Origin of the sequence: Streptomyces sp. NPDC046876, assembly GCF_040645035.1 — a bacterium.
In the GTDB taxonomy this organism is placed as follows: Bacteria; Actinomycetota; Actinomycetes; order Streptomycetales; family Streptomycetaceae; genus Streptomyces.
The window spans coordinates 1-23,336 of the sequence record NZ_JBEYXK010000006.1; the positions used below are offsets into that span (position 1 = coordinate 1).

22 protein-coding genes are annotated in these 23,336 nt (G+C 75.0%); 13 read left to right on the forward strand and 9 right to left on the reverse strand.

The features are described 5' to 3' along the window. The 4 genes from ABZ924_RS05645 to ABZ924_RS05660 form a co-directional block, all read right to left on the reverse strand. The coding region (locus ABZ924_RS05645; RefSeq protein ID WP_361904570.1) for an MFS transporter at positions 1-383 on the reverse strand (383 nt) is incomplete at its 3' end. A gap of 77 nt (positions 384-460) precedes the next feature. Next, positions 461-1,504: a ParB N-terminal domain-containing protein gene (locus ABZ924_RS05650; RefSeq protein WP_361904573.1), complete on the reverse strand. Its 1,044-nt coding sequence runs from the start codon at positions 1,502-1,504 to the stop codon at positions 461-463. Between the two features lie 200 nt (positions 1,505-1,704). After that, positions 1,705-2,616, reverse strand: a complete 912-nt coding sequence (gene galU, locus ABZ924_RS05655) for a UTP--glucose-1-phosphate uridylyltransferase GalU (protein ID WP_361904576.1) — start codon at positions 2,614-2,616, stop codon at positions 1,705-1,707. 61 nt (positions 2,617-2,677) lie between these two features. Continuing rightward, positions 2,678-3,298, reverse strand: coding sequence for a TetR/AcrR family transcriptional regulator (locus tag ABZ924_RS05660; RefSeq protein ID WP_361904578.1), 621 nt, complete (start codon positions 3,296-3,298; stop codon positions 2,678-2,680). Positions 3,299-3,593: 295 nt separating this feature from the next. On the opposite strand from ABZ924_RS05660, the gene ABZ924_RS05665 reads away from it, so the two are divergent. Further along, the gene (locus ABZ924_RS05665; protein ID WP_361904581.1) at positions 3,594-4,841 is read left to right on the forward strand and encodes a transposase; all 1,248 of its coding nucleotides are present in this window, start codon (positions 3,594-3,596) and stop codon (positions 4,839-4,841) included. 128 nt (positions 4,842-4,969) lie between these two features. Here ABZ924_RS05665 and ABZ924_RS05670 read toward each other — a convergent pair whose 3' ends face one another. The 3 genes from ABZ924_RS05670 to ABZ924_RS05680 all read right to left on the reverse strand — a co-directional run bounded on the left by ABZ924_RS05670 (position 4,970) and on the right by ABZ924_RS05680 (position 8,209). Then, complete coding sequence (locus tag ABZ924_RS05670) at positions 4,970-6,337, reverse strand: phosphomannomutase/phosphoglucomutase (RefSeq protein ID WP_361904584.1); 1,368 nt, start codon at positions 6,335-6,337, stop codon at positions 4,970-4,972. Between the two features lie 199 nt (positions 6,338-6,536). Continuing rightward, positions 6,537-7,535, reverse strand: a complete 999-nt coding sequence (locus ABZ924_RS05675; protein WP_361904587.1) for an NAD(P)-dependent oxidoreductase — start codon at positions 7,533-7,535, stop codon at positions 6,537-6,539. Then, entirely contained in the window at positions 7,532-8,209 is a 678-nt protein-coding gene (locus ABZ924_RS05680) for a ScbR family autoregulator-binding transcription factor (RefSeq protein ID WP_361904589.1), read from the reverse strand. Before ABZ924_RS05680 ends, ABZ924_RS05675 begins: the two co-directional genes overlap by 4 nt. A gap of 107 nt (positions 8,210-8,316) precedes the next feature. On the opposite strand from ABZ924_RS05680, the gene ABZ924_RS05685 reads away from it, so the two are divergent. Beyond that, positions 8,317-9,285 (forward strand): ScbA/BarX family gamma-butyrolactone biosynthesis protein, encoded by a 969-nt coding sequence (locus tag ABZ924_RS05685; RefSeq protein ID WP_361904592.1) that lies wholly within the window; start codon positions 8,317-8,319, stop codon positions 9,283-9,285. Positions 9,286-9,462: 177 nt separating this feature from the next. Further along, positions 9,463-9,675: a hypothetical protein gene (locus ABZ924_RS05690; protein ID WP_361904595.1), complete on the forward strand. Its 213-nt coding sequence runs from the start codon at positions 9,463-9,465 to the stop codon at positions 9,673-9,675. Here the strand turns inward: ABZ924_RS05690 and ABZ924_RS05695 are convergent. Together ABZ924_RS05695 and ABZ924_RS05700 are read right to left on the reverse strand one after the other, a co-directional pair. After that, positions 9,659-13,096 (reverse strand): BTAD domain-containing putative transcriptional regulator, encoded by a 3,438-nt coding sequence (locus tag ABZ924_RS05695; protein WP_361904598.1) that lies wholly within the window; start codon positions 13,094-13,096, stop codon positions 9,659-9,661. The two genes, ABZ924_RS05690 and ABZ924_RS05695, sit on opposite strands and share 17 nt — an antisense overlap. A gap of 181 nt (positions 13,097-13,277) precedes the next feature. Beyond that, positions 13,278-14,255, reverse strand: coding sequence for a helix-turn-helix transcriptional regulator (locus ABZ924_RS05700; protein WP_361904600.1), 978 nt, complete (start codon positions 14,253-14,255; stop codon positions 13,278-13,280). Positions 14,256-14,517: 262 nt separating this feature from the next. Here ABZ924_RS05700 and ABZ924_RS05705 point away from each other — a divergent pair, with 262 nt between their 5' ends. The 10 genes from ABZ924_RS05705 (at position 14,518) to ABZ924_RS05750 (ending at position 23,295) form a co-directional block, all read left to right on the forward strand. Beyond that, positions 14,518-14,721, forward strand: a complete 204-nt coding sequence (locus tag ABZ924_RS05705; RefSeq protein WP_361904603.1) for a hypothetical protein — start codon at positions 14,518-14,520, stop codon at positions 14,719-14,721. Positions 14,722-14,729: 8 nt separating this feature from the next. Continuing rightward, positions 14,730-14,996: a hypothetical protein gene (locus tag ABZ924_RS05710; protein WP_361904606.1), complete on the forward strand. Its 267-nt coding sequence runs from the start codon at positions 14,730-14,732 to the stop codon at positions 14,994-14,996. A 64-nt stretch (positions 14,997-15,060) separates the two neighbouring features. Next, positions 15,061-15,273, forward strand: coding sequence for an MbtH family protein (locus ABZ924_RS05715; protein ID WP_361904609.1), 213 nt, complete (start codon positions 15,061-15,063; stop codon positions 15,271-15,273). Between the two features lie 4 nt (positions 15,274-15,277). Beyond that, positions 15,278-16,126, forward strand: a complete 849-nt coding sequence (ddaH, locus tag ABZ924_RS05720; protein ID WP_361904612.1) for a dimethylargininase — start codon at positions 15,278-15,280, stop codon at positions 16,124-16,126. Continuing rightward, complete coding sequence (locus tag ABZ924_RS05725; RefSeq protein ID WP_361904615.1) at positions 16,123-17,211, forward strand: TauD/TfdA family dioxygenase; 1,089 nt, start codon at positions 16,123-16,125, stop codon at positions 17,209-17,211. Before ddaH ends, ABZ924_RS05725 begins: the two co-directional genes overlap by 4 nt. Beyond that, positions 17,204-18,994, forward strand: a complete 1,791-nt coding sequence (locus ABZ924_RS05730; protein ID WP_361904618.1) for a non-ribosomal peptide synthetase — start codon at positions 17,204-17,206, stop codon at positions 18,992-18,994. The genes ABZ924_RS05725 and ABZ924_RS05730 overlap by 8 nt, the downstream gene beginning before the upstream one ends. Continuing rightward, complete coding sequence (locus tag ABZ924_RS05735; protein ID WP_361904621.1) at positions 18,991-19,809, forward strand: alpha/beta fold hydrolase; 819 nt, start codon at positions 18,991-18,993, stop codon at positions 19,807-19,809. The genes ABZ924_RS05730 and ABZ924_RS05735 overlap by 4 nt, the downstream gene beginning before the upstream one ends. Beyond that, positions 19,806-20,888 carry a 4-hydroxyphenylpyruvate dioxygenase gene (gene hppD, locus ABZ924_RS05740; RefSeq protein ID WP_361904624.1) on the forward strand — a complete coding sequence of 361 codons (1,083 nt, stop codon included), beginning with the start codon at positions 19,806-19,808 and terminating at the stop codon, positions 20,886-20,888. Before ABZ924_RS05735 ends, hppD begins: the two co-directional genes overlap by 4 nt. 35 nt (positions 20,889-20,923) lie before the next feature. Beyond that, positions 20,924-21,991 carry an alpha-hydroxy acid oxidase gene (locus tag ABZ924_RS05745; protein ID WP_361904917.1) on the forward strand — a complete coding sequence of 356 codons (1,068 nt, stop codon included), beginning with the start codon at positions 20,924-20,926 and terminating at the stop codon, positions 21,989-21,991. Next, entirely contained in the window at positions 21,988-23,295 is a 1,308-nt protein-coding gene (locus tag ABZ924_RS05750) for a PLP-dependent aminotransferase family protein (RefSeq protein WP_361904627.1), read from the forward strand. The genes ABZ924_RS05745 and ABZ924_RS05750 overlap by 4 nt, the downstream gene beginning before the upstream one ends. The last annotated feature ends 41 nt before the right edge of the window (positions 23,296-23,336 follow it).

The window sequence follows — 23,336 nt, forward strand, 5'->3', positions numbered from 1 at the left end:
GTCGCAAGACCCTGGAACACACGCGCCACGATCAGCATCTCAGGACTGCTCGCCAGACCACCCGCCAACGACGACAGACCCAGCACCGCCAGACCGACCAGGAACAGCCGCCGCCGACCGAACAGATCCGCAACCCGCCCGAACAGCAACGTGAAACCCGCCGCGCACAACGCGAACGACGTCGCGATCCACTGCAGGTTCGACAACGAGAACCCCAGCCCGTCACCGATCACCGGCAACGCCACGTTCAGGATCGAGAAGTCCACCGCCAGCATGAACTGCGCCACCAGCAGCACCACCAGCACCAACTTCAAACGCCCGTCCAAACGAACCGGGCCCTCCCCCACACCCTCCGCAACCCGAGCACCCTCGACAACCGACATCGCCAGACTTCCTTTCACACACACTTGAACGGAGGCCCTCCCGCAGGGAAGGCCGGTACTTGGGGGTGGAGGCGCGCTCAGGCGCGGGCCTCCTCCGAGGCGCGGCGGCCCAGTTCCTCGGACAGTTCCTGCCAGTCCCGGGCGCACTGGGCGGCCGCGGCGGCCGCGGTCTCGGCCCGGTACGGGGGGACCGAGGCGACGATCCGCTCCCAGTGGCGGAGCCCGCTCACGTGGAGGTCGAGCATCCGCAACAGGAGCCGGCCCGCTTCGCTCAGCCTGAGCAGGGGGTCCTTGCACAGGCCGGCGACCAGGGCGGGCAGCGGTGTGCCGCGTCCGGGGGCCGGGCCCCGGCTCGGGGCCCGGCCCGGTCCCGGGGTCGCGGGCCCGACGGGGGGCGGGCCCGCGGTGGTCCCGGGACGGCGCTGGGCGGCGGGCACGGGGTCCGCCCCTTCGCCGATCCGGCGTCGGACGTCCCGTACGGTCGACGGCGCTATGCCCGCCTCCCGGGCGATCTCCCGCAGCGAGGCGGTGGGCCGCCCCGCGAGCAGCCGGGCGGCTGCCTCTCGGCCGCGCGCCGGGTCGGACGGCCGTATCCGGCCGTCCTGGCCGACGCGTCCCGGCGGCTCGGCCTCCGGAGCCTCTCGGCGGCGGAGGGCCGCGACGGTCTTGGCCGCCAGTCCGGTCCGGCGCGCGATGCCGCGGTCGGACCAGTCGGGGTGGGAGCGCAGGATCCGTATCGCCGCGGCGGTCCGCTCGGCGTGGCTGAGCGGCAGCCCGTGGCTGATGTTGGCCTCCACCGAGAGGACGAACGCGTCTTCGGCGCTGCCGTCGAAGTACGTCACGGCCACCGTGGGCTGCCCGCGCAGTACGGCGGCCCGCAGCCGGTGCGTCCCGTCGATGACCCTCATGGACGGACGGTGCACGAGCAGTGGCGGAAGGGCCCGGCCGGACTGGGCGAGGGCTTGTGCGTGGCTCTCGTCCATCTGGACGGTGCGCGGGGAGTCGGCGCTGTGCAGTGCGCCGACGGGGACTTCGGTCACGGCGGCGGGGGTGTCCGCCGTGGACACCGCGTGGACCGTGTGGGGGGCGGTCCGCTTGCTCGGGCGGTGTGTGGGGTGCATGTGGTTCACCTCCTTCCGTGCGCTCGGTGGCCGGGACGTCGCGGCGTTCGTTCGACGACTCCGGGGAAGAAATTACGTAACTACTGTTCGGTAACCAGCGATGGCGGCGAAGCCCGGCGCAATTTCGGCAACTCGCCGCAGTGGCCCGGGGCCGGGGTGGGCGACCGGGGAAGTTCAGCGGTCGCCCACCGCGGGGCGGCTCAGACCCCCACGAGCTGCTGCGTTCCGACGAACTCACGCAGCCAGGAGAGGAATTCAGGCCCGAGGTCGTCGCGTTCGCAGGCGAGCCGGACGGTCGCACGCAGGTACTCGGCCCGGTCCCCGGTGTCGTAGCGCCGGCCCTCGAAGACGACGCCGTGTACGGGCCGGCCCGCCTCGACGAGGGCGCGCAGGGCGTCCGTCAGCTGGATCTCGCCGCCGCGCCCGGGCTCGGTGGCCCGCAGGACGTCGAAGACCTCGGGGTCGAGGAGGTAGCGGCCGATGATGGCGAGGCTGCTCGGCGCGGTGCCGGGCGCCGGCTTCTCCACGAGGTCGGTGATGCGCAGGCCGGCTCCGGCGCCGGCCCCCGAGCGGTCCACCGCAGCGCATCCGTACTGGTGGATCACCTCCGGCTCCACCTCCATGAGGGCGACGACGCTGCCGCCGTGCCGCTCCCGGACCTCGGCCATACGGGACAGCAGCGGGTCGCGGGGGTCGATTAGGTCATCGGCCAGGAGTACGGCGAACGGCTCCTGGCCGACGTGCGGCGCGGCGCACAGGACCGCGTGCCCGAGCCCCTTGGGGTCGCGCTGGCGCACGTAGTGGATGTCGGCGAGCTCGGTGGAGGCGCAGACGCTGTCGAGCTTGTCCTGGTCGCCGCGGCGCTGGAGGGCCTCCTCCAGCTCGTAGTTGCGGTCGAAGTGGTCCTCCAGGGCCCGCTTGTTGCGGCCGGTGACCATGAGGATGTCGGACAGGCCGGCCGCGACCGCCTCCTCCACCACGTACTGGATGGCCGGCTTGTCGACGACCGGCAGCATTTCCTTCGGGGTCGCTTTGGTCAGCGGCAGAAAACGCGTACCGAGACCGGCGGCGGGGACGACTGCCTTCGTGATCCGGTGAGATGAGGAATTCATGCCACCGAGGCTATGCGTGACGTTCCTCCTTCGACCTGAATCGCCCTCACCTCAGGCCGAATTAGGCATTTTCATTTCCGGCCGGGGCGTCCCCGCACGGGCCGCAGCCTGCCGCCGGGGACGCAATGCCGCGGCAGATCACCCGCCACAGTTCCCGCAGTTCGCCCACGGCCGCACCAGGCCGGCGGATCCGGCCGTGGCGCACGCGCGCGACCGTGCCGCCCACCAGGTGCGACAGCAGCAGCACGACCGGGCGCGGGTCGGCGTCGGTCCGCAGCCGGCCCTCGCCCCTCGCCCGGTCGAGCAGGGCCGCCGCCTCCGGCAGCCAGCAGCCGTACCACTCGGGGCCGGCCCCGGACCCGGCCCGCTCCTGGGTCAGCCGTGCCGTGGCCCGTACGACCGCGTCCGTCTCGATGAGGGAACCCAGGGCGGCGACGAGCGCGGCGAGGGTGTCCAGCGCCGGGCCGCCGCGCGCCATGACGCGCTCGACCACTGCGCGGGTGGCGGCCCGGCCCGACTCCTCGACGACCGAGGCCAGTTCCGCCTTGGACGAGAAATGAAAAGTGAGTGCACCCACCGATGCTCCGGCGGAGCGGCTCAGCCGCGTGAACGACGTTCCTTCGTATCCATTGCGGTCGAATTCGACCCCGGCCACCGCGATCAGGTGTTTCCGGGTGAGCATTCCGCGCTCTTGCTTTACCAATGCACTCTCACTGACGTCCAGGTCGTTCCCGACTCGCCGGGCATAAGGGCCCGCGAGGCGGCCCCAGCCTTATCCGGGCACCGCGGCCGCACAACGCGGACTTGGCGAAGAAGGGGCCCCCGCCCCTGCGCCGCCCGGGGCGCCGGCCGCCCCGGCTTCCAACGTGCCCAAGTCGCGGGACGGGCGCCACCCCTGCGCTAGAAAAAAAACGAACGTTCTGTATTCTGGCTGGAGTTCGCCGCCGTACACCGGCGCCCGCGTTGAAGGGGGAGAGATGACGGCAGACACACGGCCCAGAGCCCTGGTCTCCATGAACACCGCGCTGGACGGGTACACGGAACGCCTCTTCGGCCACTTACCGCGGGCCGACCAGCGACGCTGGGCGCAGGCCTACCTCCAAGGGCTGCTGACCACGCCGGGCAAGAAGTCCGTGCGCCGGCTCGCCGCCTCCGTCACCGCTTCGCCCACGGCCTCCCAGTCCCTGCAGCAGTTCATCAACGCCAGCCCCTGGGAATGGGACCCGGCCCGCCTGGAACTGCTGCACTGGGTCGAGGAACGCCACCCGGTCCACGCCTGGACCATCGGCCAGGCGGTCCTGCCGAAGCGCGGTGAGCACTCGGTCGGCGTGCACCGCCGCTTCGACCCCGCCGCCGGACGGACCGTCAACGGCCAGCTCGGCCTCGGCCTGTTCCTGTCCCTGGGCGGGACGAGCGTTCCCGTCGACTGGCGGCTCATGCTGCCCGAAGCGTGGACGGACGACCCCGACCAGCGCCGTCGGGCACGGATCGCCCCCGGGATCGCACACCGGCCGCCGGAGGCCCTCATCCTCGAACTCGTCGAGTCGGTCGCCGCGCACACCACGACGGCCCACGCCCCCGTGGTCGCCGACCTGAGCCGGCTGACCGGCGCCGCCGCGCTGCTGGGCGCGCTCGCCCGACGCGGCCACGACTTCCTGGTCTCCGTCCCGCCCACCCTCACCGTCAGGGCGGCGGGGCTCGCCCCCGGGCGCGGTGACGCGGGCCGGGCGGCGGGGCACGAGAGCACCGCGGGCGACCTCGCCCGCCTCGGCAACACCCGCCACCCGTACACGGCGGTACTCACCGGCCCCGCCGCACGGGCGCAGCCGATGCGGATCCAATCGGGCCTGGTCCGGGTACCGGGCGCCGAGACGGGCACCCCGGCGACGGGGTGCGGGGCCTACCGCCTGTTCGGCGAGCGCCGCCCGGGGCCCGGCCGCCGGGGCGGCCCGGTGTGGATCACCAACATGACGGAGCACCGGATGGACGACCTGCTGTACCTGGCCAGGCAGTCCACCGAGGCCGGGCGGGTACTGGGGACCCTGGCGGAGGACTTCGGCCTCCTCGACTTCGCGGGCCGCTCCTTCCCCGGCTGGCACCACCACATGACCCTGGTGTCCGCCGCGTACGCCTACAAGAGCGTCCCCTCCCTGCGGGACCGCCAGACCCGCCCGGGCCTGCCCGCGGCCTATCCGGCGGCGCTCGGATCCCGCCGGTCGGCCTGAGAGCCGCTGCCGGTCGTCCGCTGTCCGCTGCCGGCTGTCCGCCGCCCGCGCCCGGGGGTGCTGACTCGAAGCCCCTCCGGGCGCGGGCCCGGTCGAAGCCGGTCCGGCCGGGCCGGGCCGGACGGGCGTCAGGCGCGGATGAGGGAGAGGACCTCGTCGCGGACCCCGGCCAGCGTCGCCTCGTCACGGGCCTCCACGTTCAGGCGCAGCAGCGGCTCCGTGTTCGAGGCGCGGACGTTGAACCACCAGTCCTTGCCCGTCGCGGTCAGGCCGTCCAGCTCGTCCAGGGTGACGTCCTCTCGGGCCGCGAACTCCTCCTTCACCGCCGCCAGACGGGCCGCCTGGTCTGCCACCGTCGAGTTGATCTCACCCGAACCCGCGTAGCGGTCGTACGAGGCGACCAGGGCGGACAGCGGGCCGTCCTGGCCGCCGAGGGCCGCCAGGACGTGGAGCGCGGCGAGCATGCCGGTGTCCGCGTTCCAGAAGTCCTTGAAGTAGTAGTGCGCCGAGTGCTCACCGCCGAAGATCGCGCCCGTCCTCGCCATCTCCTCCTTGATGAAGGAGTGGCCCACGCGGGTGCGGACCGGGGTGCCGCCGTTCTCCCGGACGACCTCCGGCACCGACCACGAGGTGATCAGGTTGTGGATCACCGTCCCCGACCCGCCGTTGCGGGCCAGCTCCCGGGCCGCGACCAGCGCCGTGATCGCCGACGGCGATATGCCCACCCCGCGCTCGTCCACGATGAAACAGCGGTCCGCGTCGCCGTCGAACGCGATCCCCAGGTCCGCGCCCTCCGCCGGCACGCGCGCCTGCAGGTCCACGATGTTCTTCGGGTCCAGCGGGTTCGCCTCGTGGTTCGGGAACGTGCCGTCCAGCTCGAAGTACATCGGCACCAGATCCAGCGGCAGGCCCTCGAAGACCGTGGGCACGGTGTGACCGCCCATCCCGTTGCCCGCGTCGACGACCACCTTCAGCGGGCGGATCGGCGCCAGGTCCACCAGGCCCCGCAGGTGGGCCGCGTAACCGGCCAGCGTGTCCTGCTCCGAGACCGTCCCCGCCACCGTGCCCGCAGGAGCCGCCGGGGCGCCCTCCTCCAGCCACCTCTCCACCAGCTCGCGGATCTGCGACAGACCCGTGTCCTGCCCCACCGGTGCCGCACCCGCCCGGCACAGCTTGATCCCGTTGTAGCGCGCCGGGTTGTGCGACGCCGTGAACATCGCACCCGGCAGGCCCAGGGAACCGGAGGCGTAGTACAGCTGGTCCGTCGAGCACAGCCCGATCAGGGTCACGTCCACGCCCCGAGCCGCCGCGCCCCGCGCGAACGCCGCCGACAGACCCGGCGAAGACGGCCGCATGTCATGGCCCACCACGATCGCCGGACCGCCCACGACCTCGACGAAAGCCGCACCGAACAGCTCGGCCAGGGACTCGTCCCACTCGTCCGGCACGACACCGCGTATGTCGTACGCCTTGACGATGTTCGAAAGGTCGGGCATTTTCAGCTCCTTCAGGGATGACGGGACGGATCGGGACGCTACCCGGCCCGCCTCCCCGCGGCGCCCGCCCGGCCCGATCGCGCCGCGGCTTTGGCACATCCCCGCGGCTTCGGCATGTCGCCGCGGCCCGCCGGTACGCCGGCCTGCCGGTCCGCCGACCCGCCTGTCCGCCGGTCGGCGCCGCTCGCGGCCGGCCCCGTCAGCCGGGAGCCTGGGCACCCCTCCCCCGGTACCACCGTGCGGCCGCGCCGAGCCGGGCCAGCGGTCCGGGCCCCGGGTCGGTGCCGGTGAGCCGCCACGCCGTGTCGGCGCGGTACCAGTGGTCCCGCGCCAGCAGGGTGAACTGCCGCTCGCTGACCCAGCCCGCGCTCGCCGCCAGGGCCTCCAGGCACCGCTCCCACGGCCAGTGCTCGGCGGGTCGCCCCGGCAGTACGCGGTGCTCGGCGAGTGCGGCCATCAGCTCCGCGTTGCGCACCGGTACGGGGTGGTGCGCGTGCAGGATGCCCGCCGCTGCGGCCGAGTCGCCCGCGCCGAGGGCGCAGGCCGTGATGAGCCGGGCCAGGTCGCCGACGTCGACGAAGGAGGCCGTGCCCGCTCCGCCGTCCCAGTGCGCCGGTACGCGGCGGAAGGCGTCGGCGAGCGCCGGCACGACCCATCGGTCGCCCGGCCCGAGCACCAGCCCCGCGCGCAGGACGAGCCCGCCCGCGGCGAGCACCGGTTCCTCGCCCGCCAGTCGGCTGCGGCTGGCCGGGGACACCGGTGCGGGGACCAACTCCCCGGCGTCCTGGCCGCGGTGGGGGCCGGGTCCGTAGACCGCACAGGTCGACAAGTGGACGATCCGCGCCACTCCCGCACGCTGTGCCTCGGCCACCACGGCCGCGGTACCGGCGGTGTTGACCGCCGTGCACAGCTCGGGCTCCGGGCCGATGTGGGAGGCCAGGGAGAGCACGACGTCCGCGCCGTCGCACACGCCGCGCAGGGTTTGCGGGGCGGTCAGGTCGGCGTCCACCCAGCGCACGCCGGGTAAGCCGGATACGCCGGCTTCGGCTGCTTCGGCTGCTTCGGCTGCTTCGGCGGCCGGCGCGGGCCTGCGGGAGACCGCCCGCACCGCGATGTGCGGGTCCGCCGCCAGGCGGCGCAGCACGGCCGAGCCCACGAAGCCGGTGGCTCCGGTGACGACGACGCGGTGCGCGCTCACGCCGACTTGTCCTGCACCGGGTCCGCGCCCGCCGCGGCGGCCGGCTCCGCCGGGGGCAGCGTCAGGCGGAGGGTGCCGCGGACGTCGTCGGCGGCGACGGCGGGCAGCAGGTAGCGCCACAGGGTGGCGATCCGCTGCGGCAGGTCCGCGCGCCCGGTCGACGCCTGGGAGAAGAGCTGGGCACCGGTGAAGGAGCTGACCAGCACCCACGCCAGCTCGTGGTCGTCGACATCCGGCTGGAGCTCTCCCTTGGCGCGGGCGAAGCGCAGCTGCTGGCGGAACTCGAGCAGCCAGGCCTGGTAGGCGACGTCGTCGCGCAGGCCGAACTCGCCCTGCTCCACGGCCAGTCGGACGCCCGCCCGCAGGACCGGATTGTGCTGGAGCTGCTCGGCCAGGTAGAGCGTGATGTCGACCAGGTGCTGCAGGCCGTCCTCGCCGGGCGGGAACACCAGTCCCTCGCCCTGGCCGACCATCACGGCGTACGCGAGCTCCTCCTTGGAGCCGAAGTGGAAGTACATGCCGCCCTGGGTGACTTCGGCCCGATGCATGATCTTGCTGATGCTGGCGCCGCTGAAGCCGAACTCGTCGAACACCTCCGCGGCCGCGCGCAGGATCGCCGCCCTCGTCTGGACCGCCCGCTGCTGGGGTGCGCGTTGCCGCTTGCGCTCTGACACGGTGTCTCAACTCCCTCGACAAAAAAAACGAACATCCTCTATTTTAAGTCCGACGCCACTCAAGCACCAGTTCGCAACGCCGTTTCTAGGGGGCCTTGATCGTGACCGTGTTAGCCAGACATGGAGCTTCGTCGATTTCCGCGCTCACGAGCGCCTTGCCTCGGGAGTACGTGCACAAGAGCGCGCACTCGGAAGTGCTGCTCACCGGGTGTCGCGCCGTCGGGGCCGACGAGTACGCCATCACCGCCCAGTGGCCGCGCACGCACAGCTTCTACACCCCGACGGCGGGCCTCCACGACCCGCTGCTCCTGGCCGAATCCGTGCGCCAGGCGATCCCGCTTTTGAGCCACGTCGCGTACGAGGTCCCCTTCGGGCACCGGCAGATTTGGGACACGTTCAGCTACACCGTCCATCCCGAGGCACTGGTGGTGGGGCCGACTCCGGCCGACATCACGCTGCACGTCCGGTGCTCGGACATCACGCGCCGGGGCCGCAGGCTGGCCGGGCTCAGGATGCACGTCACGGCGACGCGCGACGGCGAGTTCCTCGGCACGGCCGAGGCCGCCTTCACCAACCAGCCGCCCGCCATCTACCAGCGCCTGCGCGGGGGTTATGCAGATCTCGAGCACGTTGCCGCCCACGTCCTGCCGCTCGCCCCGCCGCTCGCGCCGCGCCGCGTGGGCCGCGACCGCTTCCACGACGTGGTGCTCGCGCCGAGCGGTTCCACCCACCGCACGCTGCTGCGGACCGACTTGAACCACCCGATCCTCTTCGACCACCCCGTGGACCACGCCCCCGGGATGCTCCTCCTGGAGGCCGTCCGTCAGGGCGCGTACGGCTTCGCCTTCCCGCGGCAGGGCGTCCTGACCGACATGGAGATTCGTTTCTTCCGCTACGCCGAGCTGAACTCCCCCTGCTGGATCGAAACGGGCCCGGTCGCCGACGACACCGCGGCAACGGACCGCCTCCCGATCCGCGTGGCGGCCCACCAGGACGGCGCGGTCGTCTTCACCGCCACGGCGACCGTCACGACGACCCCGGCCGACGCCCCGGCCCACACCTGCGTCGCAGCCTGACCCCCGACACCGGGGGCTTCCCAGGGCTGACACGGCGCCGCCGGCCACACGCGGAAACGGGTGTGGCCGGCGGCGTATATGAAACGTAGATGGACGGCTGCGAGTCTCCTCGGCAGAACAGCCCGCAAGCCAGCCAGGGGCCGCGCACGGCGCCTGGACCGAGAGACAGGATCCACCGTGCCGCACACCCGCACGTCCGTCACGCGCCGTCTGGCCCTCCTCGTCCCCGCCGCGCTCGTCGCGCTGCTCGCCGTCGGCGCCACCGCCGGCGCCCCCGTCCTCACCGCGGACCACGGCACGAGCGTCTCGGCCGACGGCAACACCAACAGCAACACCAACACCGTGCCCCGCCCTCGCCTGGACCACAACGAGTTCAACAGCCGGGCCTGACCGCCACGCCCGCCTCCAGCAGGGCGCGGGCCTCCCCGGCCTCCGGGAGGCCCGCCCGCTCGAACACCTCCAGCGCCTCGGCCGCGTGGCCGATCCCCTCCTCGCGCCGCCCCGCCGCCAGGCAGACCCCGGCGTGGATCAGCAGGGCGTAGCCGCGGTCCCGGCCCCGGCCCGGCACCGTGCGCAGATGGGCCACGGCCCGGGCGGAGGCCTCCAGCGCCTCCCGGGTCCGGCCGAGGTCGCTCAGGGTCCGGGCGTAGCGGTAGTCGGCCTGCGCGCGCTGGCCCGGTATCCGGACCGCGTCGCACAGGTCGAGGCACTCCTCGTACGCGGCCAGCGCCTCCTGCAGCCGGCCGAGCTCGTGCAGGGCCTGCCCGCGCACGCACAGCGCGTGGGCGACCCCGTGGTGGTCGCCCATCTCCCGCAGCGCCTGCAGGGCCTCCTCGCACGCGGGCAGCGCCTCGGCCGCCCGGCCGCCACGGACGCGGGCCAAGGCGGCGTTGAGGGTGACCGTCAGGGCGCCCGAGCGGTGGCCCTGCTCCCGCGCCAGGACGAGCGCCTCGTCGAAGCACTCGGCCGCCTCGTCGAAGCGGTGCTCGAACTGGGCGATCACCCCGAGGTCGTTGTACGCCTGCTGCAGGATCGCCGGGTCGCCCGCCCGGCGGCAGGCCCGCACGGCCAGCTCGGAGGCGGCGCGGGCCCGGCCCAGATCGGTGGCCTGGAGCGCCGCGTTCCCGGTGAGGAAGTGGGCGCGCCCGGCCGCGCGGTCGTTGCCGCGCAGCGTCGCGGCCCGGGCCAGTTCGGCGGCGGTCGCGGTGATCCGCGCGTACGGGATGTCCTGCCCGAACGAGCTGAGCGCGACCAGCAGGTCGGCGGCCATCGTCAGCTGCTCCGTGTCGGCGGCGTCCGGCCGCCGCACCACGAGCTGGACGGCGTGCAGCGCGCAGTCGAACTCCGCGACGACCCAGGCGCGGGCCTCGGCCAGGTCCGCCAGCCGCCCCTCCCCCGGTTCGGCGGCCGCCGCGACGATCGAGCGGTGCACCGGGTCCCCGGGGATCATCCACTGGAAGGCCTCGGCCGCCATGCCCAGCAGGTGGTGCAGGAGCCGGTGCTGCACCGGCGGGCCGGACCCACCGGCCGGGGCGGGCAGGTTGAGTGCGAAGTCCCGGCCCAGTTCGTGGTGGCGGTAGCGGCCCGGCTCCGGTGATTCGAGCAGGGCGGCGTCCACCAGGGCTTCGAGCAGCTCCTCGGCCTCCGGCTCGGCCAGGTCCAGGGCGGCGGCCGCCGCGGCGAGCCCGATGCCGGGCCGGGAGACGGGAGCGAGCCGGCGGAACACGCTCGCCTGGGGCCCGGTCAGCTGGCGGTGGCCCAGCTCGAAGACGGCGGCGACGGCCAGGTCGTCGGCCCGCAGCTCGGTCAGCCGGCGCCGCTCGTCGGCGAGGCGGGCCACCAGGTGCGCGACGGTCCATCCGGGCCGGGCGGCGAGGCGGGCGGCGACGATGCGGACCGCCAGCGGCAGCCGGGCACAGGCCGCGACCAGCGCGGCCGCGGCCTCCTCCTCCCGGTCCACCCGGTCGGCGCCGACGATCTGGCGCAGCAGCCCGAGCGCCTCCGCCTCGGTGAACTCCGCGAGCTGGACGTGGCGTCCCGACAGCAGGCCGCCCAGTCGGGCCCGGCTGGTGACGACCACGGCGCAGCCCGCGGCGCCCGGGAGCAGCGGTTTGACCTGGGCGGTGTCCCGGGCGTCGTCGAGCAGCAGGAGCAGCCGGCGGCCGTCCAGGACGGTACGGAAGAGCCGGGCGCGGTCCTCCGTCGAGGGGGGCACCTCGCGGCGGGGCACGCCGAGGGCGCCGAGCAGGCTGGCCAGGACGGTGCCGGGGTCGGCGGGGTCGCTGCCGGTGCCGCGGAGGTCGGCGTAGAGCTGGCCGTCGGGATAGGCGTCCTTGACGTGGTGCGCGACCCGCAGGGCCAGGGCGCTCTTGCCGATGCCGCCCATCCCGCTCACGGCGGCGACGGCCAGGGCGGTGCGGGCCGGGTCGCTCAGGGCGCCGGCGAGGGCGGCGAGTTCGGCGGCGCGGCCGCTGAAGTCGGCGATGTCGGCGGGGAGCTGGGCGGGCCGGACGTACGCGGCCGCGGCCGCGCCCTGGCCCTGCTCGAGGTCGGTCGCCGGAGCAGCCCCGGCCCGGTCCCCGTCCTGCACCGGGTCCTCTGCGGCCCCGGCGACCACGCCGACGGGCCCGCGCCCGTGCGCCTCCGGGACCCCGGCCGGTGCCCCGGCGGGGGACACCGTTGCCGGACCGGCAACCGCCCCCGGGAACCCGGCGGGTCCCGCAGGCGCGCCCCCGGAGCCCTGCACGCCGCCCGCGGCGACAGCGTGCGCCCCCGCCGCAGCACTCGCCGCCGCCCCGGCCGCGCCCGCGGCGTACCCACCCGCCGCACCGGCGGCGGGTACCCCCGCGAACCCGGCCGGTGCCCCGGCAGCCCCGGCGGACGCCGCCGGGAACCCCCCGGGTCCCGCAGGCGAGCCGCCGGAAGCCGGTTCGCCGCCCGGGGCGACACCGTGCGCTCCCGCGGCCGCCGCCGGCGCGGCGCCGGAGGGCGCGGCCGGGAGCCGTGCGGGCGGCTGGCCTCCGGGCCCGGGGGCCGGGGAGGCGGGGGCGGGGAGGAGGGCGGGGTCGCCCGACAGGATGCGGGCGTGCAGGGAGCGGAGGTCCGGACCGGGGTCCAGGCCGAGTTCGTCGGCCAGCACCTCGCGGGCCCGGCCGAAGACGGCGAGGGCGTCGCCCTGCCGCCCCGCGGCGTACAGGGCGCGCATCAGGAGCCCGTACGGGCGCTCCCGCAGCGGCTCCTCGCGGATGAGGGCGGTGAGTTCGGGGACGGCCCGCTCGTGCCGCCCGAGCAGCAGGTCCACCCCGAGGCGCTCCTCCAGCAGGTGCAGCCGCAGCTCCGCCAGGCGCGAGCGCTGGCTCTCGGCGAACGGCCCCGGCACCCCGGCCAGCGGCTCGCCCCGCCACAGGGACCCGGCCTCGGCCAGCGCTTCGGCGCAGACCTCCAGCTCCCCGGCCGCGTGGGCGCGCGCGGCCTTCGCGGCCAGCTCCTCGGCCCGTACGGCGTCGACCGAGCCCGGCGGCACCGCGAGCCGGTAGCCGTCGTTCGCGGACTCGAGGACCTGGGCCCCGGTCCTCCCGTGCTCCCCGCCCTCCAGCAGCTTCCGCAGCCGCCAGACGTAGGTCCGCAGGATCATCACGGCGGAGCCCGGGGCGGACTCCCCCCAGACCGCGGCGGTCAGTTCGTGCAGCGGCACGACATGGCCCGCGCGGAGCACCAGGACGGCGAGGGTCGCCTGCTGCTGCGGCGGTCCACCGGTCAGCACCGGTCCCCCGTGGGCCACGCCCACGGATCCGAGCACGAAGAATTCCACGAGTTTCCCCCTGTGCGTGCGCACAGCTCCACACGGCGGTTGGTCCCCAGTTTTCCTGGCCCGCCGATGTACGGAGCGTCATCCTAAGCGGTTCGTATGACCATGCGATCGGAATCGGTCGCGGCGGCGCGGCGGCGGCCCGGCCGGGCCCGCGCGGCGGAGCGGAGGGACCGCGTCCGGGTCACACCCATCCGAGGCGGGCCGCGCGCAGCCCGGCCTCGAAGCGGCTGCGGGCGCCCAGCCGTTCGATCAGCGAGGCCATGATCCGCCGGGCGGTGCGGGCCGAGATGTGCAGCTGTCCGGCGGCGGATTCGTCGGTGTGGCCCTCGGCCAGCAGGCCCAGCAGGGACCGTTCCTGCTCAGTGGGTACGTACACCGCCTCCGACGGATCCGCGCCCAGCGGTACGGCCGCGCCCCACTCCCGCTCGAAGAGCGCGACCAGCGGGGCGATCATGCCGGGCGCGGAGAGGAACAGCGCGCCCTGCCGGCTGTCCGCCGGGTCGATGGGCACGAGGGCGTGGGTCCGGTCGACCAGCACCATCCGGGTCGGCAGCGCGGCGACCGTACGGAAGGCTCCGCCGCCCGCGAGCAGCGCCCGGCTGTAACGCAGGGTGCCCGGATCCTCCCGGACCAGGTCCAGCCCGATGGTGCGGATGGCGACGCCGCGGCCGAGCACGAGGGCGTCGTTGCGTTCGGCGGCCTCCAGCGCGGCCGCGGACTGGGGACCGCCCGGCATGAAGGTCAGCACCTCGGTCCTGGCCTCCAGCGCCAGGCGCTCCAGCCGCCGCTGCACGGCGTCGAGTCCGGCCAGCCGCTCGACGCCCTCGGCCGGGCGGCCGCCGGAGCCGGCGCCCGCGAGGATCCGGACCAGGGCCTGCTGGTGCACCGCGGCCTGGCGGTGCCGGCGCACCAACTCCTCGTGCTGCTGGTCCAGGAGCCGCTGCATTCCGAGGACCGGGTCGACGACGGTGAAGCGGCCGGGCGTCTCGAAGGACGCCTGGACCAGGCGCAGCGAGAACAGCCGGTCGAGGCAGTCGCGGACCCGGTCGGGCTCCGCCCCGAGCCGGGCGGCGAGTTCGGCCAGGCCCAGTTCGGGCCGGGCCAGCATCTCCTCGTACACCGTCTGGTCGAACTCCTCCAGGCCGGGCGTCACGGACATCGGTCCCCCTCTTCGCATGCGGTCGCCCCCGTCGATCTGCGAGCAGCCTGCATGCCGGAGATCTACGTGCCATAAACGCGGCCTCTACGCGCGTCAACGCGGCTGCGAGCGGGCGTCGACGCGGCCTCGGCCGGCGGTGCCTGTCACAAAGCGTCCTGGCCGTTTCCGCCACCCCCGAACCCGTTCCCCCAGGTCAACACCGTGGCCAGGATGGAGGTGTGCCGCTCGGCACCCCTTCCCCACTCCCGATGAGGGCACCTCCATGACTTCTCGCGTCCACACCGCCGTCCGTCCGGTCCGCACCGCTGCCACGGCCGTCGCCGCGGCCGTCGCCTGCGCCGCGCTCGCGCTCACCGCCGGCGGGCCGTCCGGTGCGGACACGGCCGGGGCACACGCCGTCCGGGCGGCCTCGGCGCCCCTCCCCGCCGCCCCGGGCGCGGTCACGTACGGCCTCATCTGGGACTGACCCGGCGCGTGGAGCTGACCCTCGTCTCCCTCGTCCCGCCCGGGCCCGGCCCCGGTCCCGCGGACGACGGCCACCTGCTCCGCCTGCTCCGGGGCGCGGCCCGCCCGGGGGAGCGACTGGAGCACATCAGCGTGCGGAGCGGCCCGCACGGCGTGGACCTCGGACTCTTCACCGTGGCCACGCCCGGGACGACCGCCGCGGAGGCCGCCCTGGCCATCTGCCGCCGCGCACTCGCACTTCCCTCCCCCTTCCACGGCTGGCACCTGGTGCTGTGACCGGACCCACCAGCCTCGCGCGACCCGGCGCGATACCCACCACCACGACGTGACAGGAGCACCCGTGACCAACCCCTTCGAGGACGACGAAGCCACCTACCTCGTCCTCGTCAACCAGGAGAACCAGCACTCCCTGTGGCCCGCCTCGATCGAGGTGCCCGCCGGCTGGACGGCCGCCCACGGCCCGGCCGGTCGCCAGGACTGCCTGGACCACATCGAGAAGACCTGGACCGATCTGCGTCCGGCCTCCCTGGTCGCCGCGCTCGGGGAGGTCTGAGCCGATGACCGTCCAGCGCACCGCACGTCCCCGGCACTACCTGATGTGCCGCCCGTCCCACTTCACCGTCGACTACCGCATCAACCCCTGGATGGACCCGGCCAAGCCGACCGACACCGACTTGGCCGTCCTGCAGTGGGAGCGGCTGTACGCCCTCTACCGGGAGCTCGGTCACACGGTCGACCTGATCGACCCGGTTCCGGGGCTGCCCGACATGGTCTACTCGGCCAACGGCGCCACCGTGCTCGGCGACCGCGTCCTGATGGCCCGTTTCCGCCACCCCGAGCGCGCCGCCGAAGCCCCTGCCTACCAGGCCTGGTTCGAGGCCAACGGCTACACCGAGGTGGTCGCCCCGGAGCACGTCAACGAGGGCGAGGGCGACTACCTGGTCGCCGGGTCCCGGATCCTGGCGGGCACCGGCTTCCGCACCGACCCGGCCTCGCACGCCGAGGCCGAACGGGTGCTCGGCGCCCCGGTGGTGGGCCTGACCCTGGTCGACCCGCGCTTCTACCACCTGGACACCGCCCTCGCCGTGCTCGACGACGACGAGATCATGTACTTCCCCGGCGCCTTCTCGGCCGAGTCGCAGGCGGTGCTGCGCGAGCTGTACCCGGACGCGCTGCTGGCCACGGAGGAGGACGCCGAGGTCTTCGGGCTGAACGCGCTCTCCGACGGGCGCAACGTCCTGCTCGCCGAGGCCGCCCGCGGGCTCGCGGACCGGCTGGCCGAGCGCGGTTTCACGCCGATCGGCGTCGACCTGTCCGAACTGTTCAAGGGCGGCGGCAGCGTCAAGTGCTGCACCCTGGAGCTCCGTCACGCCGCGCAGGCGCCGGCCGCGGGCGGTGCCGCATGAGCCCGCACCCGACCACCCCCGCCGAGGCCACCGCCCCCGAGGCCGCCGCCGAGGCCGTCCCCTTCGCGGGCGTCCTCGACTGGCTCACCGAGCCCGGCGCCCCGGCCACCGTCCGCGCCCCCGAGCTGGCCGACGCGGCCGCCGCGCGGGACTGGCTCGCCGAGCACCGCGCCGAACTGCGCGCCGGGCTGGACCGGTTCGGCGCCGTGTACGTGAGCGGGCTGCCGGTCCGCAGCGTCGACGACTTCGCCGTCGTCCGCGACGAGCTGGTCCGCCGGGCCACCCCGTACCGCGAGAAGGCCACCCCCCGCAGCGACTTCGGCTCCGGCGTCTTCTCCTCCACCGACCTGCCCGCCGCGCAGGCGATCCGCCCGCACAACGAGAACAGCTACACGCTGACCTTCCCCGGCCTGCTGCTCTTCGGCTGCCTGACCGCCCCCGAGGAGGGCGGCGCGACCCCCGTCACCGACTGCCGCGAGGTGCTGCGCTCGCTCCCCGCCGCTCTGGTCGAGCGGATGCGCGCCTCCGGCTGGGTCCTGACCCGCACCTACTCGGAGACCCTCTCGGTCGCCTGGCAGTCCGCCTTCGGGGCCACCACCCGCGAGGAGGTCGAGGCGTACTGCGCCGAGAACGCCATCGCCTGCGCCTGGGACGAAGAGGGCACGCTGCGCACCAGCCAGGTGCGGCCCGGCATCGTCCGCCACCCGCAGACCGGCGACGAGGTCTGGTTCAACCACATGGCGTTCTGGAACCGCTTCTCGCTGGACGAGGAGCTGCGCGAGGTCCTGCTGGACGAACTCGGCCCCGAGGGACTGCCCTTCGACACGGGTCTCGGTGACGGCGTCCCGCTGACGGAAGGCGACCTGGCGGCCGTGAACGCCGCCTACGAGCGGGCCACCGTGCGCCGCACCTGGCAGCCGGGAGACCTGCTGATCGTCGACAACGTCCTGACCGCACACGGCCGCGACCCCTTCCGCGGCGACCGGCGGATCGTCGTCGCCATGGGCGACCCGGTCGCGGTCGCGGACTGCTCCCCGACCGTCGCCCCGCGCGCCGGAACCGTCGCGGCGGTGTCCCGTGGCTGAGCCGACGAACCTGGTGGAGCGGTTCCTTCAGACCGCCCGGACCTTCCCCGGCCGGGCCGCGGTGCACGCCGCGGACGGTTCCCTGACCTTCGAGGAGCTGGACGGGCGCACGGCCCGGCTGGCGGCGGCGCTGCGCGCGCTCGGCGTCCGCCCGGGCGACCGGGTCGGCGTGAGCCTGCCCCGCGGCACGGGCTGGGCCGTGGCCCCGCTGGCGGTGTGGCGGGCCGGTGCGGCCTACGTCCCGCTGGACCCGGCGTACCCCGGGGAGCGGCTCGCGCACATCGCGTCGGACGCCGGGCTGCGCGCGGTGGTCGCGCGGGCGGGGGCCGCGGCCGAGTGGGCCGAGGGCCTGCCGGTCCTGGACCCGGACACGGCCGCCCCCGACACGGCCGCCCCGGACACGGCGGCGCCCGCCGCGCAGGCCGACGCGGAGCCGTCGGGCCGCGCCGGGCACCCGGCCGGCGCGGCCTACGTCATCCACACCTCGGGCTCCAGCGGCACGCCCAAGGGCGTGGAGGTCACGCACGGCAGCGTCACCGCCCTCGTCGCGGGCCTGGAGGAGCGGGGCGTCTACCCGTCCGGCCACCGCGTGGTCGCCTGGAACGCCAGCCTGTCCTTCGACGCGTCCGTGCAGCAGTGGGTCCGCGTGTGCCGCGGCGACACCCTGGTCGTCCTGGACGACGAGGACCGCACGGACCCGGCCCGGCTGGACGCGCTGCTCGACGCGCACGGCGTGACCGACCTCGACTGCACCCCCTCGCACTGGCAGCTGACCGGTCCGCGGCTGCGGCCCGGGCGTCCGCTGCGGCTGCTGCTCGGCGGCGAGCCGGTGCCGGCGGCGATGTGGCGGGCGCTCGCCGAGGACCCGGCCGTGGAGGCCTGGAACCTGTACGGCCCGACCGAGTGCACCGTCGACGCCACCGCGACCCGGATCACCGGGGCCGCCCCGCGCCTGGGCGAGCCGCTGGCCGGGGTCCGCGCCCTCGTCCTCGACGAGGGGCTGCGGCCGGCCGCCACGGGCGAGCTCTACCTGGCCGGTCCGGGCGTGGCCGTCGGCTACGTCGGCCGGCCCGGGCTGACCGCCTCGCGGTTCGTCGCGGACCCCTTCGCCGCCGACGGCAGCCGGATGTACCGCACGGGCGACCTGGTGCGCTGGCGGGCCGACTCCGGTCTGGAGTTCCTGCGCCGCACCGACCGGCAGCTCAAGGTCCGCGGCTTCCGGGTGGAGCCGGGCGAGCTGGAGGACCGGCTGCGCGGCCACGCGGCGGTGGAGGCGGCCGTCGCCGTGGCCCGGACCGGGCCGGACGGCGACACCCTCCTCGCGGCGTACTGCGTCCTGGCTCCCGGGGCACGGGTGACCGACGCGGAGCTGCGCCGGCACTGCGGTGCCGCGCTGCCCGCGTACTTCGTCCCGTCCGTCTTCGTCACGCTCGACGCGCTCCCGCTGACGCCGAACGGCAAGGTGGACACCGAGGCACTGCCGCCGCTGCCGACGGCCCCCGCAGCCGGTCCGGAGTCCTCCGGGCGCGCCCCCGAGGGCCCGCTGGAAGAGCTGATCGCGACCGTGTGGGCCGAGGTCCTCGGCCGGGACGGCGTCGACGCGGAGGCGAACTTCTTCGCGCTCGGCGGCCATTCGCTGCTGGCGCTGCGCGTGGTGTCCCGGCTGAAGAAGAACGCCGGGATCGCGCTGCGGACCAGGGACGTCTACCGCTTCCCCGTCCTCGCGGACCTGGCCCGGCACGCGCAGTCGGTGCACGCCCCGGCCGCCGGGGAGGCCTCGTGAGCGTCCTCGACACCACCGCGGTGCGCCTGAAGGAGAGCGCGGAGGGCGCGCCCACCCTGGTCTGCCTGGGCTTCTGCGGCGGAGGCACCGCCACCTTCCACGACTGGATCCCGGCCCTGCCGGACGGCGCCGGCCTGGTGGCCGTCTGCTACCCGGGGCGCGAGGGGCGGTTCGCCGAGGAGTTCGCCCGGACCTGGGACGAGCTCGCGGCGGACGCCGCCGCCGGGGTCGCGGCGGTGGCCGGGCAGGGCCCGTACGTCCTGTTCGGGCACAGCATGGGCGGCTGGATGGCCTTCGACGTCACCGTACGGCTCGCAGCGGCGGGCGCGCCCGCACCGCGCGCCCTGGTCGTCTCCGCCTGCAACGCCCCGGACCGGGGGGTCACCGACCGGGACCGGTTCCTGGCGCAGGGACAGCGCGACGAGGAGCTGCTCGACTGGATGAGCACCCACGGCCTGCTGCCCGAGCACGTCCTCGAAGAGCCCGAACTGACCGAGATGGCCGTGGAACTGATGCGGGCCGACCTCGCCGCCCGGGACACCTTCACCCACACCCCCGGTGCCCGCACCGGCGTCCCGCTCCAGGTGTTCTCCGGGGACGCGGACCCGGTCATCGGCGAGGACGCGGGCCCGCGCTGGGCGGCGCTGACCGACGGCCCGTTCCGCCACGACGTCCTGCCCGGCGGCCACTTCTACACCCCCGATGTGTGGCGGGGCCTGCCCGCCCGGATCACCTCCCTGACGACCGGGGCCGCCGCGGCCCCCGCCCCCGTCCTCTCCGTGTCCGCCGCCCCGCGAGGGACGGCGGCCCCATGACGAACGGCAGCTCCATGACCTTCTCCCCCGCCTTCGGCATCAGCCACGTCGAGTCCTACGTCGCCGACCTCGCGTCGGCGGCGGCCGAGATGACCGGCCGCTTCGGTTTCCGTGCGGTCGCCCGCGCCGCGTCCGCCGACGCGGAGTCCCTGCTCCTGCGCCAGGGCCGGATATCCCTCGTCCTCACCCAGGCCGTCTCCCCACACCACCCGGGCGCCGCCTACGTCCTGGCCCACGGCGACGGCGTCGCCGACATCGCGCTGAGCGTGCCCGACGTGACCGCCGTCTTCGACGAGGCGGTCTCCCGCGGCGCGGTCCCCCTGGCCGTGCCGCACCGGCACGCCGACGGCCGCACCCGGGCCGTGGTCGCCGGGTTCGGCGACGTCGTGCACACCCTCGTCGAGCCGGACCCGGCCGGGCTGCCCCCGGGCTTCACCCCGCTGCCGGACGCCGCCGCACCGGACGCGGACGGCGAACTGCTGGAGGAGCTGGACCACTTCGCTGTCTGCCTGCCCGCCGGGGAACTCGCCCGGACCGTGGAGTTCTACACCCGCGTCCTCGGCTTCCGCATGATCTTCCAGGAGCTCATCCGGGTCGGCGCGCAGGCCATGGACTCCAAGGTGGTGCAGAGCGCCTCCGGCGAGGTCACCCTGACCCTGATCGAGCCCGACACCTCCCGCGAGCCGGGGCAGATCGACCGGTTCCTCGCCGAGCACGGCGGCGCGGGCGTCCAGCACATCGCCTTCGCCTCCCGGGACGTCGTCCGGGCGGTCGGGGCGCTGCGCGAGCGCGGCGTGGAGTTCCTGAGCGTCCCCGACGCCTACTACACGATGCTCGCGGACCGGCTCGACCTGGCCCGGCACTCCACGCAGGAGCTCCAGCGCATCAGCGTCCTGGTCGACGAGGACCACGACGGGCAGCTCTTCCAGATCTTCACCCGCTCCACCCACCCCCGCCGCACCCTCTTCCACGAGGTGATCGAGCGGTTCGGTGCCCGCACCTTCGGCAACGGCAACATCAAGGCCCTGTACGAGGCCGTCGAGGCCGAGCGGCTGGGCGCCGGCGAGGTCCTGCGGTGAGCGCCGGGCACGACACCGCGCCGGTCCCGGTCCGGCTGGAGGACTTCGCCGAGCCCGCCCGCCGGGCGCTGCCCCCGGAGGTCTGGGACTTCATCGCGGGCGGCAGCGGCGAGGAGCTGACCCTGGCCGCCAACCGGACCGCCCTGGACCGGATCCGCCTCGTCCCCCGTGTCCTGGCGGGCTCCGGGTCCTGCGACACCTCGGCCGAACTCCCGGGCGGCCGGGCGGCCCTGCCCGTGGCGGTCGCGCCGATGGCCTACCAGCGGCTGCTCCACCCCGAGGGCGAGCTGGCCACGGCCCGCGCGGCGGCGGCCGCCGGGGTGCCGTTCACCCTGTCCACGCTGAGCAGCGTGCCGGTGGAGGAGGTCACGGCGCTGGGCGGGGTCACCTGGTTCCAGCTGTACTGCCAGCGGGACCCGGGGCTCACCGCCGAGCTGGTGCGGCGCGCCGAGGAGGCGGGCTGCGCCGCGGTGATGGTCACGGTCGACGTCCCCTCGATGGGCCGGCGCCTGCGCGACCTGCGCAACGGCTTCGCCCTGCCGGCGGGCGTGGCGGCCGCGCACCTCGACCCGGCCACGACCCGTCGGGCCGCCGAGCGCCGGGCCGGAAGTTGCGCGGTGGCCGAGCACACCGCCGAGTCCTTCGCCCGCGCCCTGGGCTGGGACGACCTGGCCCGGCTGCGGGAGCAGACGGGGCTGCCCCTGATCGTCAAGGGGATCCTCGATCCGGGTGACGCCGCGACCGCGGCCGCGGCCGGTGCGGACGCCGTCGTCGTCTCCAACCACGGCGGCCGCCAGCTCGACGGCGCGGTTGCCAGCGCGGACATGCTGCCCGCGGCCCGGGAGGCGGTCCCGCCGTCCTGCCGGCTGCTGCTGGACAGCGGGATCCGCGGCGGGACCGACGTCCTGAAGGCCCTGGCGCTGGGCGCGGACGGGGTGCTGCTGGGCCGCCCCGTCCTGTGGGGCCTTGCCGCGGACGGCGCGGAGGGCGTGTCCAGGGTGCTGGATCTGCTGGCGGCCGAACTGCGCTCCGCCCTGGAGCTGTCGGGCTGCGGCACCCCGGCCGGCGCACCGTGGCTGACGACGCTGGGGGCGGGCCGGTGACCCGCACGGCCGTGGCCCTGGACCGGGCCGATCTGCACGCGTCCCTCGCGGACCCCGCGCTGCTGTCCATGACCTTCCTCAACGAGATCGCGGGGCGGTTCCCCGAGGCGGTCTCCTTCGCCCCCGGGCGGCCGACGGAGGACTTCTTCGACCCCTCCGACCTGCACCGCCACCTCGACACGTACATCCGCCACCTCACCGCGGACAAGGGCTACGACGGGGCCGGGGTGCGGCGGGAGCTGTTCCAGTACGGCCGCACCAAGGGCGTCGTGCACGAGCTGATCGCCCGTCACCTCGAACGGGACGAGGGCATCGTCTGCGACCCGGAGGCCGTCCTGGTCACGGTGGGCGCGCAGGAGGCGCTGTGGCTGGTGCTGCGCGCCCTGAAGGCCGGCCCGCAGGACGTGGTGCTGGCCCTGGACCCGACGTACGTCGGGCTGACGGGCGCGGCCCGGCTGCTGGACCTCCCGGTGCGGTCGGTGCCCGAGGGCCCCCACGGGGTGCGTCCGCAGCAGGTGCGCGAGCGGATCCGCGAGGTCCGCGCGGCCGGGGAGCGGCCCCGGGCGCTGTACCTGGTGCCGGACTTCTCCAACCCGAGCGGCCACTCCCTGGAGGTGGAGACGCGCCGGGAGCTGCTGGAGGTCGCGGAGCAGGAGGACGTGCTGCTGCTGGAGGACAACCCGTACGGGTACTTCCGGATGGCGGACGGCTCCCGGCCGCCGACGCTGAAGGCCCTCGACAGCAGGCAGCGGGTCGTCTACCTGGGCTCGCTGTCCAAGACCTGCTTCCCCGGCGCCCGGGTGGGATTCGCCGTCGCGGACCAGCGGGTCACGGGGGCGGGCGGCCCGGCGCTGCTGGCCGACGAACTGGCCAGGGCCAAGAGCATGCTGACCGTCAACACCCCGCCGGTGACGCAGGCGCTGGTCGGCGGCATGCTGCTGGAGCACGGCGGCAGCCTGCTGGAGGCCAACCGCCGCCAGATCGAGGTCTACCGGCGCAACCTGCGCTGTCTGCTGCAGGGGCTGCACCGGCGGTTCGCCCGGACGCCCGGGGTCCGGTGGATCACCCCCGCGGGCGGCTTCTTCGTCGTCGTCGACGTGCCGTTCCCGGTGACCGACGCCCTGGTCGAGGAGGCCGCCGTCCGACACGGGGTGCTCTTCACGCCGATGCGCCACTTCAGCGGCCACGAGCGGGCCGGGAGCCAACTGCGGCTCTCGTGCAGCTCCCTGGACCCCGACCGGATCGAGGACGGGCTCGACCGGCTGGCGGCGCTGATCGACGAGCAGGGCGGCGGCACCGCGTGACCGAGCCCGTCGCCCCACCCGCACCCCTCACCCCTCTGCCC

Coding starts and splice junctions, on each gene's coding strand:
- ABZ924_RS05650 (WP_361904573.1), bottom strand. CDS start 1,504: ATGCACCCCACACACCGCCCGAGCAAGCGGACCGCCCCCCACACGGTC.
- galU (WP_361904576.1), bottom strand. CDS start 2,616: ATGAATTCCTCATCTCACCGGATCACGAAGGCAGTCGTCCCCGCCGCC.
- ABZ924_RS05660 (WP_361904578.1), bottom strand. CDS start 3,298: ATGCTCACCCGGAAACACCTGATCGCGGTGGCCGGGGTCGAATTCGAC.
- ABZ924_RS05665 (WP_361904581.1), top strand. CDS start 3,594: ATGACGGCAGACACACGGCCCAGAGCCCTGGTCTCCATGAACACCGCG.
- ABZ924_RS05670 (WP_361904584.1), bottom strand. CDS start 6,337: ATGCCCGACCTTTCGAACATCGTCAAGGCGTACGACATACGCGGTGTC.
- ABZ924_RS05700 (WP_361904600.1), bottom strand. CDS start 14,255: ATGTCCGTGACGCCCGGCCTGGAGGAGTTCGACCAGACGGTGTACGAG.
- ABZ924_RS05705 (WP_361904603.1), top strand. CDS start 14,518: ATGACTTCTCGCGTCCACACCGCCGTCCGTCCGGTCCGCACCGCTGCC.
- ddaH (WP_361904612.1), top strand. CDS start 15,278: ATGACCGTCCAGCGCACCGCACGTCCCCGGCACTACCTGATGTGCCGC.
- ABZ924_RS05725 (WP_361904615.1), top strand. CDS start 16,123: ATGAGCCCGCACCCGACCACCCCCGCCGAGGCCACCGCCCCCGAGGCC.
- hppD (WP_361904624.1), top strand. CDS start 19,806: ATGACGAACGGCAGCTCCATGACCTTCTCCCCCGCCTTCGGCATCAGC.